Genomic DNA, 17,701 nt, shown 5'->3' on the forward strand with positions numbered 1-17,701 from the left:
ATTCTAACTCAATCATTTATCCCCATGTGGACAATTACTTGCCCAAACAGAATTGCGAGAATATCTGATCGATCAGCGACTCGCCGGCCGTGTCACCTACGATTTCGCCAAGCAGCTCCCAGGCCGCCCGTACATCCAACTGAACCATATCAATTGGAATACCGTCTGCGGTTGCGCTGACTGCATCATTCAACGCGTCTGCAGCTCGATGCAACAATGAAATATGACGCGCATTGCTGACATAGGTCAGATCGGCGCCTTCCAGCTGTCCTTCAAAAAATAGCTCGCGAATGGCCTGCTCCAGATCTTCCAATCCTTGCTCCTGAAGTACGGACATTGGCACAATGCGGCTATTCGGCAACGCGGTCCGAACTTCCTCGACATCAAGCCGCTCGGGGAGATCCGTTTTGTTGATTATAAGAATAACTTGTCTGTTGGCAAGCTTGCCGAGCAGCTCCCGCTCATCCCCATGCAGCGGCTCGTTCCGGTTCAACACCAGTAGCAGCAGCTCCGCTTCCTCAACCGCTGAATAGGAACGCTCCACACCGATTTTTTCCACCACATCCGTCGTTTCTCGAATGCCGGCCGTATCGAGCAGCCTAAGCGGAATACCTGATAATGTCACGTACTCTTCAATGACATCCCGAGTAGTACCCGGTATGTCCGTGACGATTGCCTTACTTTCCTGCACAAGCGCGTTCAACAGGGATGACTTGCCAACATTGGGCCTACCGACGATTGCCGTAGTGATACCTTCACGCAAAATCTTGCCTTCGGCTGCTGTCTGCAGCAGCTTGCGGATCGCTTCCAGAGCGGAGCCGCAGCTATCCTTAATGTAGGAACTCGTCATTTCCTCCACATCATGCTCCGGATAATCGATGTTCACCTCGATATGGGCGAGCAGCTCGATCAAGCTATGACGCAGCGCTTGGATCCGTTTCGACAACGTTCCTTCGGCCTGTTTGAGCGCAACGGTATGCGAACGGTCGGACTTGGAGCGAATCAAATCGATGACGGCTTCTGCCTGCGCCAGGTCAATTCGTCCGTTCAGGAAAGCGCGCTTCGTGAACTCACCCGGCTCCGCGACACGTAAATCTGGCTGGCGAAGTACCAGCTCAAGCACTTTGCGCGCTGCGATCAGCCCACCATGCACTCCGATTTCCACGACATCCTCTGCCGTGAACGAACGTGGACCTTTCATCACCGTGACGAGCACTTCCTCAATTGCCTCGCCACTATCTACATCCACAATATGACCATACGTGACGGTATGACTCGCCGCTTCAGTCAATTTCTGCCGCGATTTTAGAATTCCACTAATGCTCGGCACCGCTTGCGGCCCACTGACACGAATGATCGCGATTCCGCCCTCACCGAGCGCCGTTGCTATTGCAGCTATCGTTTCTTGCATCAACATAATGGAGAAGACTCACCTCGTTAGTCAGCCATAAGCATCAGCTCGCGAGGAGCAGAGAGGCTGGCCGCATGATGGCAAAAAAGCAATGACTATAAGAGCCATTGCCGCCGAATTGGAACTTTATTCATAAAAAGGCCGAGGCCTGTCCATCCTTACTTGCCTTTAAGGGAGACAGCCGCTTTGCCTTTTCCTTTGTTTTTGCTCTTGTTATTACTGGTGTTGTTGCCATTTCCATTATCCTTCTTCGGATCGTTGCCTTTGTTATCCGAATTGCGGACGTACAGGAAGTAGTTCTGGATGATCGTGTAGATGTTCGTGTACACCCAGTACAACGGGAGCGCGGAAGGGAGATTCCAAGCCATAACCAGAATCAGAACAGGGAAGACGAGCATAATCGTATTCATCATCTGCATCTGTGGATTGGCTGGCTGGGACTTCTGCATCATCTTAGTCTGCACATATGTGGTAATCGCCGCAATAATCGCCAAGATGCGCCATTGATCGGGCTCGCCAAGTTGCAGCCATAGGAATTCATGCGTCTTAATGGCGCCATTATAGTAGATAGAGTTATACAGCGCGATAAAGATCGGCATCTGAATCAGCAGCGGTAAACACCCAGCAATCGGGTTCACTTTGTTCTGCTGGAACAGCTTCATCGTCTCTTCTTGCTGCTTCTGCGGATTATCTGCAAACTTCTTACGGAGCTCGGCTAACTCAGGCTGAATGGCCTGCATCGCTTTGGAGCTGCGGTATTGCTTCAGCGTCAATGGTAAAATTAGCGTACGCACGATAATAACCATGAGCAAGATAGCTAATCCGTATTGACCGTTAAACCAGCTCGCGAATTCATCCAGAGCATAGGAGAAGTAATAAACGACGTTAGCTTCCCACCAGTTTCCATTTGCTTTCAGTTGCTCGGTCGTTGTTGCTTTTGACGGATCTGGCATGCATCCCGAGAGGAGTGCTACCAATGAGATCAGGGAGAGCATGACCAGCCATTTGCGTTTTGAAGTAAAGCGCGAAAAAAACATGTAAATCTCCTCTCTGAAAGCCTGTCGCGTTTCAACCTAAACTATACCATATAAAACATGGCAAAGAAACAAGCCTAGAACGGTACAAAAACACCGTCTCCATGGGGGCTCAGCGGGACTTAAGCAGCCCAGCCTTGCGCAGCACATGCAGCACGCTTCTCTCCAACTCTTTGGAGGATTTTCCGACAGCCCCGGCTCTAACGATCAGGATAAAGTCCGTATGGTTCACGATTTTCTCGACATGATGCCGTACAATTTCCTTCACAACCCGACGCATCCGGTTGCGAACAACCGCGTTGCCGATCTTTTTGCTCGCCGAGATGCCAAGCCGGAATGGCTCCGCTTTCGGCTGACGAGACCAATAAACGACAAACTGGCCATTGGCAAAGGATTTTCCGCCGCGATAAGTCCGGGCAAAATCCTCGCGCCTTCTAAGACGCCACTTTCTTTGCATTAGTTCACCGACTCCACGAAATATCGATGCTGCCATTACAAAAAAAAGACCACGCTAGGTGGTCTTTTTCCACAAGCTAGAATTTATATCCGAATGGAATGCATTCTCGCCTTGTCTTCGCAAAAGCATACCTCGTCCAAAGGACGGCGAAGCTATTTGCTTATTCGCCAGGCCGATCACTTTGATTCAGCAGGTCTGCCTAGCGAACACATTTGCATGTTTAAAGGATAGAGCAATTAAGCGCTCAGTTTGCTGCGGCCCTTCTGGCGGCGTGCAGCCAGTACTTTGCGGCCGTTTTTCGAACTCATCCGTTTACGGAAGCCGTGAACCTTTTTACGCTTGCTCACATTAGGTCTGAAAGTCGGTCTCATTACATGCACCTCCCCGCTATAAGTATCGTTCGTCCAACTCGGGCGTCCGCCGCAGCGGATGCAGCAGAACCCGTGGACGATCGAATCATATTCGTCCGTGCTCAAGCAGTAATCCCGAGTTAAAAACGCCTTTTCCCATTTAACCACTTTGACTGTCGAAAGTCAACCGGATCCTTCTTCTGTACACCTTTTAAAATGCTATCCACAACCGAATTTCAATTCCTTCATCTATATTCTTGTGGATAACCAAGTTTGAGGTGGAACCCCGTCACTTTTTAGTAACATGTGTATAAATAAAATGACTTTTGGCGGGATTTGTCGAACTGCGCACAGCCTGTTAACAATATCTAGTGCTGTAGATAACTTTTATACACAAGCAGTAGAGATTGTGGATAATATTCCGCCACTCGTTGAAATAGAGCCTTTCTTTTGCTATGATAGATTTGTTTTTGTTGTGGACGGAGCGTAAATACAACTGGATTTATCAACAGCCTGTGGATAACATTGTGAACAACATGGTCCCCTTCTGTATAACCTTCATCAACAAGTCCCTGCATCTGTGGATGGATGAGCGGCTTACCCCAATAGAATCGACAGTATAACAAGTTTGGCCATCGTTACAACAGGGATAGGAGTGACCGTCTGTGGACAGCCATACCGAGGATTTGTGGCAGCAAGTGTTGTCAATCATCCAAACTAAATTGAGCAAACCGAGCTTCGACACCTGGTTCAAGGCGACGAAAGCCGATTTTTCGGATGAGGGATTGATTGTGGTCACAGCTCCGACAACGTTCGCAGTTGAATGGCTGGAGAGTCGTTATACCAAGCTGGTTCGCTCAACGGTGTCTGATTATGTTGGCAAATCAGTGGACATCCGATTCACGATCGAGGAGAACCGCCCGCCGGAACCCGCACAGCCTGCGCAGCAGCTGATTAAGCAAGCGCCGGCAACTGCGGGGGAGCCGTTCTCCCATATGCTTAATCCGAAATACACCTTTGACACCTTTGTCATCGGTGCGAACAATCGTTTTGCCCATGCTGCCTCACTGGCAGTGGCCGAGGCGCCGGCCAAGGCTTACAACCCATTGTTCCTCTATGGTGGCGTCGGGCTTGGCAAAACTCACTTAATGCATGCGATTGGGCACTATATTATGGAGCACAATCCCAGCACCAAGGTTATGTATATCTCTTCCGAAAAATTCACCAACGAATTCATTAACGCGATTCGTGACAACCGTGGCGAGAGCTTCCGCAACAAGTACCGGAATATCGATGTGCTGCTGATCGATGATATTCAGTTTCTGGCAGGCAAGGATGGGACGCAGGAGGAATTTTTCCATACGTTCAATGCTTTGCATGAGGAGCGCAAGCAGATCGTTATTTCCAGCGACCGTACGCCAAAGGAGATTCCAACACTAGAAGAACGGCTGCGTTCGCGCTTTGAATGGGGACTCATCACGGATATTCAGCCACCGGATCTGGAGACGAGGATTGCGATTCTCCGCAAGAAAGCCAAGGCAGAGAATCTTGATATTCCGAACGAAGCGATGGCCTATATTGCCAACCAAATCGATACGAACATCCGTGAGCTCGAAGGTGCGCTCATCCGCGTTGTCGCTTACTCCTCGCTCATCAATGAGGATATCAGCTCGCATTTGGCAGCGGAGGCGCTCAAGGATATTATTCCTTCCAGCCGCCCGAAGATGATCACTATTCATGATATTCAACAACGAGTCGGCGAATTTTATGGCCTCAAGCTGGATGAATTCAAGGCTCGCAAACGGACGAAGGCTGTCGCCTATCCCCGTCAAATTGCCATGTACCTTTCCCGCGAGCTGACCGACTATTCCCTTCCGAAGATCGGCGAGGCATTCGGTGGCCGGGATCATACAACCGTCATCCACGCCCATGAGAAAATTTCCAAACAGCTGAAGCTGGATCAAGAGCTGTTCAAGATCATTCAGAATTTGACGGAAAAAGTCAAAAATAATATGTAATTTTATCCCCAACTATAAGCAAAAGATAAACAAGCCTATGCACACTCTATACACATGTGGATAGGCTTGTCTCATCATCGTTTTCGGGGCTTATCCACATATCCACCGCCCCTACGACTACTACTACTGTTTTTTTATAAATAACATCATCATAAAAGAACGGCTCCGCCTTCTCTTAAAAAACGAGGACGAATGCCGTCGAACGCCGCCCAAGGAGGAACGCATGAAACTTACCATCTCCAAAAACGAACTCAACGACGCCATCCAGCAGGTGGCCAAGGCAGCTTCAATCCGTCCCGCTATTCCGATTCTCGGAGGCATCAAAATAGATGTGACCCATCAAGGAGTTACACTGACAGCAAGCGACACGGATATTTCCATCCAGAGCTTTATTCCTGCAGAAACCGACAAAATGGTTATTGCCAAAGTCGAGAAACCTGGCAGTGTCGTTATGCCAGCCAAGTTTTTTGTGGAGATTATCCGCAAGCTGCCGGCAGATGACGTGCAGATTGAAGTCGGAGAACATTACCAAACGCTAATTCGCTCAGGATCAACGGATATCCAAATGGTCGGGCTAGATCCAGAAGAGTTCCCTGTACTTCCGTCGATTGAAGAAAACGAAGTGCTCCAGCTTCCAGGTGATCTGCTCAAATCTATGGTTCGCCAAACTGTATTTTGCGCCTCCACCAGCGAACAGACACCAGTACTCACTGGATTGCTCTGGAATCTAACTGAAGGCGAGCTTAAGTTTGTTGCTACTGACCGCCATCGGCTGGCTAGCCGTATTGCAAATGTAAAGACCCCTCCGGGTTATCGTCTAACCAATGTTGTCATCGCCGCCAAAACGATGGTCGAGCTTTCCAAGCTCGTCCCTGACGGAGCCGGACTTGTTGATATTGTCGTTGCCAGCAATCAGGTGCTGTTCCGGCTTGGACACACCCTCTTTTACAGTCGAATGCTTGACGGAACTTATCCCGATACATCCAAGATTATTCCGCAAACATTCAAAACAGAACTCGTATTGGAAACTCGTAAGCTGATCGACTCCATGGAGCGCGCTTATCTGATGTCGCGTGAGGAAAAAACCAATATTGTACGCATTGTTACACTCGAAAATGGAGCGATCGAAATCTCTTCCAGCTCCTCTGAGCTGGGCCGCGTAACGGAGCAGCTAGAGTCTATCCGCCAAAGTGGAGAACCGCTAAAGATCGCTTTCAACTCCAAATACATGCTCGACACGCTCAAAGTTATCGACAGTGATCAGCTCATCATCAGCTTCACCGGTGCAATGAGCCCGATCATCATCCGCCCGGCTGATCATGACAACAGCCAATACATCATTCTGCCGTACCGCACCACCAACTGATGCAATTAAGCGGTCGACCCGTGTGGTCGTCCGCTTTTGCCATCTTTAAGACAGATCGAAACAGGAGAGATTCCCTATGACAACGATCACGATCAAAACCGAATACATCACGCTGGGCCAATTCCTTAAGCTGTCGGACTGTATTGATTCCGGCGGGCAAGCTAAACCCTTCCTCCAGGAAACTAAAGTCGTCATCAACGGTGAACCTGATAATCGGCGCGGCCGCAAGCTGTACAACGACGATCTAGTCGAAATAGAAGGCTTCGGTCCCTTCCGAGTTCAGAGAACATGAACTCCGCATTCGCGGGATGTCCTCCCCACGCGGACATGACAGGCGAGGAGGCCAAACCGTGCATCTAAACCGGATCGCTCTGCGAAATTATCGCAATTACGAGCAACTGGAGCTGGATACAACGCATAAGGTGAATTTGTTCATCGGGCCCAATGCTCAAGGAAAGACCAATTTGCTTGAAAGTATTTTCGCGCTCGCACTGACCAAATCTCACCGTACCGCCAAGGACCGCGAGCTGATCGGCTGGAACGGCAAGGATGCATCCATCCAAGGAGCCGTTGAAAAGCGGTATGGCAACGTGACGTTGGATCTCACTTACTCCGCCCAAGGCAAAAAAGCCCGCATCAATGGACTTGAGCAACGGAAGCTGAGCGGATTCGTTGGAACGCTCAATGTTGTCATGTTCGCGCCGGAAGATCTCGAAATTGTAAAAGGCACACCTGGCGTTCGTCGACGGTTCCTAGACATGGAGATTGGACAGGTTCAGCCGGGTTATTTGCATACGCTGCAGCAGTACGGCAAAGTGCTCATACAGCGCAACAATTACCTCAAGTCGGCGGGCCCCTCCGGCATCAAGCAAGGGCTGCTAGAGGTATGGGATATGCAGTTGGTGGAGCATGGTGTTAAAATTATGAAAAAGAGGCAACAATTCATAGAGAAGCTGAAAACCTGGGCTGCAGCCATCCATTCTGGTATTACAGCTGGTGGAGAAGAGCTGCTAGTCGAGTACCGTCCGTCCTTCGAGATTGGCCCAGCCGAAGATGAATCTGTTTTATTCGAGCAATTTATGTTAAAGTTAACCCAGGTAAAAGATCAGGAATTTCGCCGCGGCGTCACGCTTGCTGGACCCCATCGTGACGATCTGGCCTTCTTTATCAACGGCAAGGAAGCCCAGGTATATGGTTCCCAGGGACAGCAGCGCACGACGGCGCTGTCGCTGAAGCTCGCTGAGATCGAGCTGATTCACGAGGAGATTGGCGAGTATCCGCTCCTGTTGCTGGACGATGTGCTGTCGGAGCTGGATCAGCACCGTCAGACCCAGCTGATTGAGACGTTCCAGGGCAAGGTCCAAACGTTCATAACCGCAACGGGGCTTGAGAGCGTAAATACAAGCCGCTTATCCGATGCGGGTATCTATCGGGTTGAAGGCGGACTTGTAACCCAGTAGCCGCCTCAGCCCTTTCTTGGCGATTCTGCCCCTTCCGGGGCTTTTCATAAAAGAGGAGTGAGGCGGAAGGATGTATATTCACCTTGGTGGAGAGAAGATTATCCGGGCGTCAGAGCTGGTCGCCATCTTTGACATATCCATCGAGCAATCCTCCAAGCTCTCCAAGCAGTTCGTAGCCGGCGCCAAAAAGCGTAAGGACGTGGAACTGATCGGCGAGGAAGAGCCGAAGTCCATCGTCGTCACCAAAAGCCGGGTGTACTACTCCCCTATCTCATCATCCACGCTGAAGAAGCGCGGCCATAACTTCGCTGCTAATTGACGGCGATAGCGGCCCAACATTCCTGGATGCGGCATTCCCGCGTCAGTTGCTTTAGAGCAGTCGAGAGGAGCAGTGAAACAAAGCATGTCTACGAATCCACAACATACGTATGACGAGAACCAGATTCAGGTACTGGAGGGCCTTGAGGCTGTCCGTAAGCGGCCGGGCATGTACATCGGCTCAACCAGCGCCAAAGGTCTTCACCATCTTGTCTGGGAAGTTGTCGACAACAGCATTGACGAAGCGCTAGCCGGGTATTGCGACCGGATCACGATAACGATTCACGAGAATAACAGCATCACTGTCGTTGACAACGGGCGCGGCATTCCAGTCGGCGAGCATCCTAAGCTCAAACGTCCTTCACTGGAAGTTGTCATGACCGTACTACATGCGGGTGGCAAGTTCGGCGGCGAAGGTTACAAAGTATCCGGCGGATTGCACGGCGTCGGTATCTCTGTCGTAAATGCGTTATCGGAGCAAGTTATTGTTCAGGTCAGCCGTGATGGCAATGTGTATCAGCAGGAATACCGCCGCGGTGTACCGCAATACGACATGAAAATTGTTGGCGAGAGCACAACGACAGGCACAACGACGATGTTCAAGCCCGATACCGAGGTGTTCACGGAAACGACGGTATACGATTACGAGACGCTTCAGTCGCGTATTCGGGAGCTGGCCTTCCTCAACAAAGGTGTCGAGCTCGTTTTGGCGGACGAGCGTACGGGTGTATCCAACTCATTCCGCTATGAAGGCGGTATTATCGAGTTCGTTAAGTACCTCAACCGCAACCGCGAGGCGCTTCATGAGCAACCGATCTATGTCGACGGCATGAAGGATGGCATTCAGGTCGAAGTATCGCTGCAGTACAATGACAGCTACAGCGAGAATATTTACTCCTTCGCGAACAACATCAACACGCATGAAGGCGGCACGCATGAGTCTGGCTTCAAAAGTGCTCTGACCCGGATTATCAATGATTATGCCCGTAAGAGCGGCGCGATCAAGGATAGCAACAACAATCTTTCCGGTGACGATGTGCGTGAGGGACTGACGGCTATTATCAGCGTTAAAATTCCTGAGCCTCAGTTCGAGGGACAGACGAAGACCAAGCTCGGCAACAGCGAGGTGCGCGGCATTGTAGAGTCCTTCTTTGCCGAGAAGCTTCAAGAATTCCTTGAGGAGAACCCTTCCGTCTCTCGCAAAATCGTTGACAAAGGCCTATCGGCTTCCCGAGCCCGCGAAGCCGCACGTAAAGCCCGCGAGCTGACACGTCGTAAGAGCGCGCTCGAAGTCAGCAGCCTACCGGGCAAGCTGGCGGACTGCTCTTCCAAGGATGCCAGTATCAGTGAGCTTTATATCGTCGAAGGAGACTCCGCTGGCGGCTCGGCCAAGCAGGGCCGGGATCGGCATTTCCAGGCGATATTGCCGCTCCGTGGCAAAATTCTCAACGTTGAGAAAGCCCGGCTTGACCGTATTCTGTCGAATACTGAGATCCGTGCGATCATCACCGCGCTTGGTACTGGCATTGCCGATGATTTTGATCTGGCCAAGGCGCGCTATCACAAAATCATCATCATGACAGATGCCGACGTCGACGGCGCGCATATTCGGACGTTGCTTCTTACCTTCCTGTACCGTTACATGCGTAAGATTATAGAGGCTGGTTATGTCTACATCGCACAACCGCCGCTGTTCAAGGTCGAACGCAATAAGGTCGTCCGTTATGCTCAGAGTGAGAAGGAACGGGATGCTATCTTTGCCGAGTTCGGCGAGGGCGTGAAGATCAACGTCCAACGTTATAAAGGTCTCGGTGAAATGAACGCTACTCAGCTATGGGAAACAACAATGGATCCAGAGAGCCGCACCATGCTGCAGGTACAGATCGAGGACGCCATTAAGGCTGACCTGATGTTCGATACGCTTATGGGCGATAATGTCGAACCACGTCGCGAGTTCATCCAGCAGTATGCCAAATACGTCACCAATCTTGATGTGTAAATGCAAAAAGCCCGAAGCGATCCTCAGTTCGCTTCGGGCTTTTATTCCTTTTTGAGAGTGAATCTCTTTTTGATCACCTAAAGTCGTGGTCTTTGAAAACCGTCTACCGGCAGGTGGTCATGTAGGCTCTGTCTACTATTTGACCACACGCTTAGGGCTGTAGGCTGCGGCATATCGTCTCATGCGCTGGAAGATGCCTTTATCGGACAACCGCCGAAAAATATACGGATCAGGCATCGTGTTGACCTCGAGAATCCAAGGCTTCAGATCCGTATCTACCGCAACATCAAGGCCAATTTCTTTCAGATTGGGATAACGAACGGAGAGCTGTATGGCCGTTTTTACCCCGATCCTGCGAAGCTTCTCCAAGTACTTTGCTTGAGCATCGGCATTCATGTGAGAGCTCATAAGCGTTTCAAATGGAGTTATCGTTCCACCGCTGTGATAGTTGGTGACGATTTTTGATGGATGCGATAACCGACCGATGATACCGGTCGATTCCCATTGGCCCGAAAGGTTTTGCTGTACCATCACTCGCAGATCGAAGCGGCGTTTGTGATGCTTTAGCAGTTGAATTCCTTTTTGTACTAAATAGCGCCTCTTAGGTCGAACCTGCTCCAGTCCGGTAAACAAACTGTCGAAGCTTTTATACGTACGGATTTTCGTTCCGCTTTGGAAGCGATAGCCTAGTTTATTGCTAAGTTGCTCAACCTTGATTACGCCGTTTCCGAACGTTCCTGAATCAGGCTTGATATAGAGCATTCCGTGCTGATCGAGCATTGAGCGGAGTGTTTGTCTGGTGTAAATGATCGTTTCCGGGACATACCCTCTTAGTTCTTCCGATTGGAGCAGAACCTGGGTTTTGGCCTGCTTGCTGACAACTCGTTGGATAGCCAACCGCCTTCATCCTTCCCAGCCGTTTGGAGTAAGGGGCTGATAGGTCTTTTCCCTGCAATTCTCCATAAGACGGCATTTTTCCGATATGATAAGAGATCGAATAATGATATAATAGAGTGTATTGTCCAATTGTGTGACCTGCTGGAAACCCAGCCCTTTTATGGCGAGCATCTGCTCCACTTATCATATGGCTTCTCCTACTGGATGGAGCTTGGCACCCATCAATTTTTACTCCCGCCACGTTTAAGGAGCCCCCCATTGTGAAACACAGTTAAGATAGGGGGCCAGCGTCTGCGCGGGAATTGCTACCCAACAGGTTATGCCGTTTTCTAGGCTTGACCGCACAGGAGGTAAGTATGGCGGAAGAACAACGTTCCCAGATTAAAGACCGTGATATCGGTACAGAAATGCGCGAATCGTTCATGGATTATGCCATGAGCATCATTGTCAGCCGCGCGCTGCCGGATGTGCGCGACGGACTCAAGCCGGTTCACCGGCGTATATTGTTTGCCATGTCGGAGCTCGGTATGGCTCCGGACAAGCCCTACAAGAAATCGGCTCGGATCGTCGGCGAAGTTATCGGTAAGTATCACCCGCATGGTGACAGTGCCGTATACGAGTCGATGGTACGGATGGCGCAGGACTTCTCGATGCGTTACATGCTCGTTGATGGACATGGTAACTTCGGTTCCATCGATGGCGACATGGCAGCAGCTATGCGTTACACAGAGGCTCGCCTTTCCAAGATTGCGATGGAACTGCTGCGTGACCTCAACAAAGATACGGTCAATTTCATTCCTAACTATGACGGCGAAGAGCATGAGCCATCTGTACTTCCAGCCCGATTCCCGAACTTGCTGGTCAACGGCGTATCCGGCATTGCTGTCGGTATGGCGACAAACATTCCTCCTCACAATCTCAGAGAAGTGACGGATGGCCTTCAAGCGCTCATCAGCAACCCGGACATTACTTCTCTCGAGCTGATGGATTATGTGAAGGGGCCAGACTTCCCGACCGCGGGTATCGTCATGGGTCATTCTGGCATTAGGCAGGCGTACACGACTGGTCGCGGATCCGTCACGATGCGTGCCCGTGCTTCCATTGAGGAGAACGCAGGCAAAGCCCGCATCGTCGTTTATGAGCTGCCTTACCAGGTGAACAAGGCCCGTCTGGTCGAGAAGATCGCCGAGCTCGTTCGTGAGAAGAAGATTGAAGGCATCACTGACCTTCGGGACGAGTCTGACCGCAACGGCATGCGCGTCGTCATTGAACTGCGTCGCGACATTAATCCGAGCGTAACGCTGAACAACTTGTACAAGCATACGCAGATGCAGTCTACTTTCGGGATCAATATGCTGGCGCTGGTCAATGGAGAGCCGCGCACGCTAACGCTGCGTGATATGCTCTACCACTACTTGCAGCATCAGATCGAGGTTATTCGCCGCCGTACGGAGTTTGAACTCAAAAAAGCTCAGGCGCGCGCGCACATTCTCGAAGGCTTGCGAATTGCGCTCGATCATATCGATGAGATCATCGCGCTTATTCGTTCGTCACAAACGGCGGATATCGCCCGCGAAGGACTGATGAGCCGCTTCTCGCTGAGCGTGGAGCAGGCACAAGCAATTCTCGACATGAGGCTCCAACGCCTGACTGGCTTGGAACGCGAGAAGATTGAGGCTGAGTACAACGAACTGCTTGCTCGGATTGCGGAGTACAAAGCGATTTTGGGTGATGAGCAACTGGTACTTGATATTATCAGCACGGAGCTCGCAGAGTTAACGGATAAGTTTGGCGATGAGCGCCGCACTGAAGTGACTATTGGTGATGATGAGATTCTTGATGAGGACCTTATTCCACGCGAGGACGTCATCATCTCCATTACTCACTCTGGTTACGTGAAGCGCCTGCCGGTAACGACATACCGCAGCCAGCGCCGCGGTGGCAAGGGTGTTATAGGCATGGATACGAAGACGGATGATTTTGTAGAGCATCTATTTGTATCCAATACCCATCACTTCCTTCTGTTCTTCACGAACAAGGGTAAGGTGTATCGCCTCAAAGCATACGAGATTCCAGATCTGAGCCGTACGGCTCGCGGAACCCCGATTATCAACTTGCTGCAAATCGAGCAGGGCGAGACGGTCAACGCGGTAATACCAGTAGAAGCATTTGACCCGGATTGCTATCTGTTCTTCGGCACTCGTCAAGGCATCGTCAAAAAGACGCCGCTTGATAATTACTCCAATATCCGTAAGGTCGGACTCATCGCGATTAATCTTCGCGAGGATGACGATTTGATCAGCGTCAAGCTGACGGACGGCAAGCAGGAGATCATTATAGGTACGTCCAATGGTCTTTCCATTCGCTTCCCGGAAAGCGATGTTCGATCCATGGGCCGCTCGGCTACAGGAGTTAAGGGCATTCAGCTGGATGAATCCGACAAAGTGATCGACATGGACGTCGTGAATCCCGAACAGGAAGTTCTGATCGTCACCTCCAAAGGTTACGGCAAAAGGACACCTGTACAGGAATACCGTTCGCAATCTCGTGGTGGCAAAGGGATCAAGACACTCAATGTCACGGAGAAAAATGGACCGCTCGTCTGCTTGAAGATCGTTGCAGAGGATGAGGATCTGATGATCATGACGGAATCGGGAACTCTGATTCGTATGAACATGGACACGATTTCTTCCATGGGTCGCAATACGCAAGGCGTGCGCCTAATCAATATCCGCGACGAGGGTGCGGTGGCTACAGTGACTCGCGTTGCTCGTAGTGAGGAAGTCCAGGATGAAGAATCCGAAGGACAAGAATCTCCATCCGAATCCAATGAGGATCTGCAAGATAATCAGGAGCAATAGACGTCGCCAACTGCGAAGCGTCAGGAGGAATTACTATGGCAATAGTAGATTGCGCGCAACTTAAGCCAGGTGATGTAGTGGCGCAGGATGTGCTGACTCCTCTTGGCAGTGTTCTGTTTCACAAAGGTCGTGTCATTACGCTTAGGGAACAGGACATTCTACAGGCATTCCTTGTCCAGCAGGTGAACATTGATCGGGGAGGGCAGCCTTTGGCAGCATCACCAGAACCGGAGATGAGCCAAGATGCTACCCAAAGCGGATTGCATGCGGAATATGAAGCAATGGTTGTACAACTTCGCAAAGGCTACTCCATTTTCGCCGGAGGCGATGTGCTGCCCCTTCTGGACATTAGAGCAAGTTTAGAGAGGCTGCTTACTCATATTCCGGACTATCATGTGATGGCTTTCCGTCCACGCAATGTGGATAGGGAAGAATTCTATTTTCACAGCAGTGTTCTCTCGGCACTGACTTGCTACATGTTAGCTCAGTGGGTCGGTTTGCCGCAGAGGGATTGGATGCAGGTTGCGCTGGCAGGACTGTTGCATGATATCGGCAATATCCGTCTTGATCGCAGCATCGTATCCAAGCCAGGAATACTGAGCTCCTCCGAGATGGAAGAGATGAAGCGGCATACACTGAACGGCTACCAGATGCTCAAGCCAATAGCAGCACTCAATGAAGGGGTAAAGCTTGCGGCCTTGCAGCATCATGAGCGGGTTGACGGAAGCGGGTATCCTCTGGGACTAGCTTCTGATAATATTCATCGTTATGCCAAGCTGGTCGCAATAGCGGATATCTACCATGCTATGACACTGGATAAGATTTATCGTCCAGCTATGTCGCCCTATCTTGTGCTGGAACAGATTGAGCAAGAAGCTTTCGGGAAGCTCGATCCTAGTTATGTGCGTAAGTTTATTGAAAAGGCAACCCAGTTCCAGAATGGCAGCCTAGTTAGACTAAGCGACGGACGCCTTGGCGAAATCGTATTTACGGATCGTACAGCGCCAATCCGTCCCTGGGTATCTACTTCCGGTGACATTGTGAATCTGAGTATGGAGAGACAGCTGTATATAGATGAACTTCTTAGTCGTTGATGTTAAGCCTGGAGCGCTGCTCCAGGCTTTTCTTATGTGCGCCCAGCATGGGCGTTATCTCTAGGGTTCAAGTCCCGAATGGTGAAGGCAGTAGTAGCCATAGCTTAAGGCAAGGGTGTTCACCGTGAGGTGGAATCTGAAGGAAGCTGGCGGCAAATCTCCGGTCTGAGGAACACGAACTTCATATAAGGCTAACGTATGTTGGATGAGGTTGCATAACAAACCAAAGTCCTTACTGCCGAAGACGTATGAGAGTAAATGAAGCAGATAGATGGAGAGGAAGATAGCGCTCTTACCTGGGGAGATCTGTGCGGAAGGCGAAGCAAACTTCGCAACCTTACCCGTGAGGGCAAGCTGAACGTACAGAAGTCAGCAGAGGCCATAGTACGCGGGCTGTTGCAACAGCCCGCGGAAGGGCTGAACATGGACGAGGGATGAGGAATCTTGGCGTTCGAGGATGGATGATGAAAGCAGACAATCCGAAAGGACTTATCCGGGGAAAGTAGCGGTGAATACGCAAGGGCACCCGGAAGGGCGGAGTTCATCAGCGGCACAAAGAGAACGAATCATTCACGCAAGGGAGTGTATCAAAAGATGATCGAGGACGTGCTGTCACGAGAGAATATGCTGTCGGCGCTGGCAAGGGTCGAGACGAATCAAGGAAGCCATGGCGTAGATGGCATGTCGGTAAAAGACTTACGCAGACACATCGTACAAAACGGGCCATCCATTGGTGAAAGCATACGAAACGGAACCTATGAACCGAGTCCAGTCCGTCGGGTCGAAATCCCGAAACCGAATGGTGGAACGAGGCTTTTAGGCATACCAACCGTAACAGACCGCCTCATCCAACAGGCAATTACGCAAGTATTAACCCCTCTATTCGATCCCATGTTTTCCGAACACGCTACGGATTTCGCCCGCAAAGGCGAGGACATGATGCGGTGAGGAAAGCACGTATGTACATGCAAGAAGGCCATCGCGTTGTGGTGGACATTGACATGGAGAAATTCTTCGACCGAATCCATCATGACCGCTTAATGGCAAAGCTGGCGGAACGAGTGACGGACAAAGCCGTGCTGAAACTCATTCGCAGCTATCTGCAAGCGGGAGTGATGGAAGGAGGTCTTGTCCAAGCATCAACGGAGGGAGCGCCGCAAGGAGGTCCACTGAGTCCATTACTATCGAATATCGTCCTTGACGAATTAGATCAGGAACTGGAGGGGAGAAATCTTCGATTCGTGAGATATGCGGATGATTGTAACATTTACGTGAAAACGTGGAAGGCAGGTCATCGAGTGATGGCATCCATCACCGCATTTATCGAGGGAAAGCTGAGACTGAAGGTAAATCGAGAGAAAAGCGCGGTAGACCGCCCATGGAAACGGAAGTTTCTGGGGTTCACGTTCAGCTGGGATAAGCAGAATCCACGAATCAAGATGGCGAAAGCCTCCTTGCAACGAGTGAAAGCCAGGATCAAGGCGATGACTTCCCGGAGCAAACCGATCCCGATCGAGATACGAGTAAAAGAACTGAATCGGTATCTTACCGGATGGTGCGGCTACTACGCATTAGTGGATACGAAGAGTGTATTCCAAGAATTGGATGAATGGACGAGAAGAAGGCTGCGCATGTGTGTCTGGAAGCAATGGAAACAACCGAAGACAAAGGTTAGAAAACTGATGTCGATGGGAGTTCCGAAACAGAAAGCGACGAATGGGGAAATTCGAGGAAGAAATACTGGCGAATTGCATGCAGTCCAATCCTGCATCGTTCACTAGGTAACCAATTCTGGTCGTCTCTTGGACTGAGGAGCTTAACGGACCGATACAAGCTATTGCGGAATCGTTCATGAACCGCCGTATACCGAACGGTACGTACGGTGGTGTGAGAGGACGGGAGCTAGGCGCTCCCTCCTACTCGATTATGTTCTTCTTCTATATAAGAAGTAATTCTGCTCGTTTCTAGTATAGAAAAATAAAATCGAAAAGTTTTAAAAAACACTTGCATCTATATAGGCAGGCGTGATATATTATCTAAGTCGCCGCTGAGAGGCACGACGGAAACAAGCGAAAAACAAGTGAATTTGTTCTTTGAAAACTGAACAACGAGTGAAGCAAGTCAACGTTATAAATGAGCAAGTCAAACACCTTTATGGAGAGTTTGATCCTGGCTCAGGACGAACGCTGGCGGCGTGCCTAATACATGCAAGTCGAGCGGATTGATGAGGGAGCTTGCTTCCGATTCAGTTAGCGGCGGACGGGTGAGTAACACGTAGGCAACCTGCCCTCAAGACTGGGATAACCTTCGGAAACGGATGCTAATACCAGATAAACGGTTTCTCCACCTGGAGAGATCGAGAAAGACGGAGCAATCTGTTACTTGGGGATGGGCCTGCGGCGCATTAGCTAGTTGGTGAGGTAACGGCTCACCAAG

14 protein-coding genes, 1 rRNA gene and 1 pseudogene (1 of these 16 only partly in view) are annotated in these 17,701 nt (G+C 50.5%); 11 read left to right on the forward strand and 5 right to left on the reverse strand.

Annotated features, from left to right (window positions below; genetic code table 11):
• Positions 1-34 precede the first annotated feature (34 nt).
• The 4 genes from mnmE to rpmH all read right to left on the reverse strand — a co-directional run bounded on the left by mnmE (position 35) and on the right by rpmH (position 3,273).
• Positions 35-1,414 carry a tRNA uridine-5-carboxymethylaminomethyl(34) synthesis GTPase MnmE gene (gene mnmE, locus CGZ75_RS16340; protein WP_089525924.1) on the reverse strand — a complete coding sequence of 460 codons (1,380 nt, stop codon included), beginning with the start codon at positions 1,412-1,414 and terminating at the stop codon, positions 35-37.
• Between the two features lie 155 nt (positions 1,415-1,569).
• The gene (locus tag CGZ75_RS16345) at positions 1,570-2,448 is read right to left on the reverse strand and encodes a YidC/Oxa1 family membrane protein insertase (protein ID WP_089525330.1); all 879 of its coding nucleotides are present in this window, start codon (positions 2,446-2,448) and stop codon (positions 1,570-1,572) included.
• A gap of 109 nt (positions 2,449-2,557) precedes the next feature.
• Complete coding sequence (gene rnpA / locus CGZ75_RS16350) at positions 2,558-2,902, reverse strand: ribonuclease P protein component (RefSeq protein WP_089525331.1); 345 nt, start codon at positions 2,900-2,902, stop codon at positions 2,558-2,560.
• Positions 2,903-3,138: 236 nt separating this feature from the next.
• On the reverse strand, positions 3,139-3,273 hold the full coding sequence (gene rpmH / locus CGZ75_RS16355) for a 50S ribosomal protein L34 (protein ID WP_089525332.1): 135 nt from the start codon (positions 3,271-3,273) through the stop codon (positions 3,139-3,141).
• 644 nt (positions 3,274-3,917) lie between these two features.
• Here rpmH and dnaA point away from each other — a divergent pair.
• From dnaA to gyrB, 6 genes are all read left to right on the forward strand, one after another.
• The gene (gene dnaA, locus CGZ75_RS16360; protein ID WP_089525333.1) at positions 3,918-5,270 is read left to right on the forward strand and encodes a chromosomal replication initiator protein DnaA; all 1,353 of its coding nucleotides are present in this window, start codon (positions 3,918-3,920) and stop codon (positions 5,268-5,270) included.
• Positions 5,271-5,493: 223 nt separating this feature from the next.
• The gene (gene dnaN, locus CGZ75_RS16365) at positions 5,494-6,636 is read left to right on the forward strand and encodes a DNA polymerase III subunit beta (protein ID WP_089525334.1); all 1,143 of its coding nucleotides are present in this window, start codon (positions 5,494-5,496) and stop codon (positions 6,634-6,636) included.
• A 76-nt stretch (positions 6,637-6,712) separates the two neighbouring features.
• Positions 6,713-6,928 (forward strand): S4 domain-containing protein YaaA, encoded by a 216-nt coding sequence (gene yaaA / locus CGZ75_RS16370; protein ID WP_089525335.1) that lies wholly within the window; start codon positions 6,713-6,715, stop codon positions 6,926-6,928.
• 58 nt (positions 6,929-6,986) lie between these two features.
• Positions 6,987-8,096, forward strand: a complete 1,110-nt coding sequence (gene recF, locus CGZ75_RS16375) for a DNA replication/repair protein RecF (protein ID WP_089525336.1) — start codon at positions 6,987-6,989, stop codon at positions 8,094-8,096.
• A gap of 70 nt (positions 8,097-8,166) precedes the next feature.
• Entirely contained in the window at positions 8,167-8,415 is a 249-nt protein-coding gene (remB, locus tag CGZ75_RS16380; protein ID WP_089525337.1) for an extracellular matrix regulator RemB, read from the forward strand.
• Between the two features lie 84 nt (positions 8,416-8,499).
• Positions 8,500-10,413, forward strand: a complete 1,914-nt coding sequence (gyrB, locus tag CGZ75_RS16385; protein ID WP_089525338.1) for a DNA topoisomerase (ATP-hydrolyzing) subunit B — start codon at positions 8,500-8,502, stop codon at positions 10,411-10,413.
• A 135-nt stretch (positions 10,414-10,548) separates the two neighbouring features.
• Here the strand turns inward: gyrB and CGZ75_RS16390 are convergent, their stop codons facing one another.
• A complete protein-coding gene (locus tag CGZ75_RS16390) occupies positions 10,549-11,310 on the reverse strand; it encodes a YheC/YheD family protein (protein WP_089525339.1) in 762 nt (253 codons plus the stop codon).
• Between the two features lie 356 nt (positions 11,311-11,666).
• Here CGZ75_RS16390 and gyrA point away from each other — a divergent pair, with 356 nt between their 5' ends.
• The 5 genes and pseudogenes from gyrA to CGZ75_RS16415 form a co-directional block, all read left to right on the forward strand.
• Positions 11,667-14,171 carry a DNA gyrase subunit A gene (gene gyrA, locus CGZ75_RS16395; RefSeq protein ID WP_089525340.1) on the forward strand — a complete coding sequence of 835 codons (2,505 nt, stop codon included), beginning with the start codon at positions 11,667-11,669 and terminating at the stop codon, positions 14,169-14,171.
• Positions 14,172-14,206: 35 nt separating this feature from the next.
• Entirely contained in the window at positions 14,207-15,265 is a 1,059-nt protein-coding gene (locus CGZ75_RS16400) for an HD-GYP domain-containing protein (protein ID WP_089525341.1), read from the forward strand.
• A 258-nt stretch (positions 15,266-15,523) separates the two neighbouring features.
• The gene (locus tag CGZ75_RS24670; protein ID WP_141136799.1) at positions 15,524-15,703 is read left to right on the forward strand and encodes a hypothetical protein; all 180 of its coding nucleotides are present in this window, start codon (positions 15,524-15,526) and stop codon (positions 15,701-15,703) included.
• Positions 15,704-15,859: 156 nt separating this feature from the next.
• Positions 15,860-17,120: pseudogene (gene ltrA, locus CGZ75_RS16410) on the forward strand (group II intron reverse transcriptase/maturase).
• A gap of 296 nt (positions 17,121-17,416) precedes the next feature.
• Positions 17,417-17,701 (forward strand): 16S ribosomal RNA (locus CGZ75_RS16415); it runs 1,270 nt beyond the window's last position.

The organism is Paenibacillus herberti, assembly GCF_002233675.1.
GTDB lineage: Bacteria > Bacillota > Bacilli > Paenibacillales > Paenibacillaceae > Paenibacillus_O > Paenibacillus_O herberti.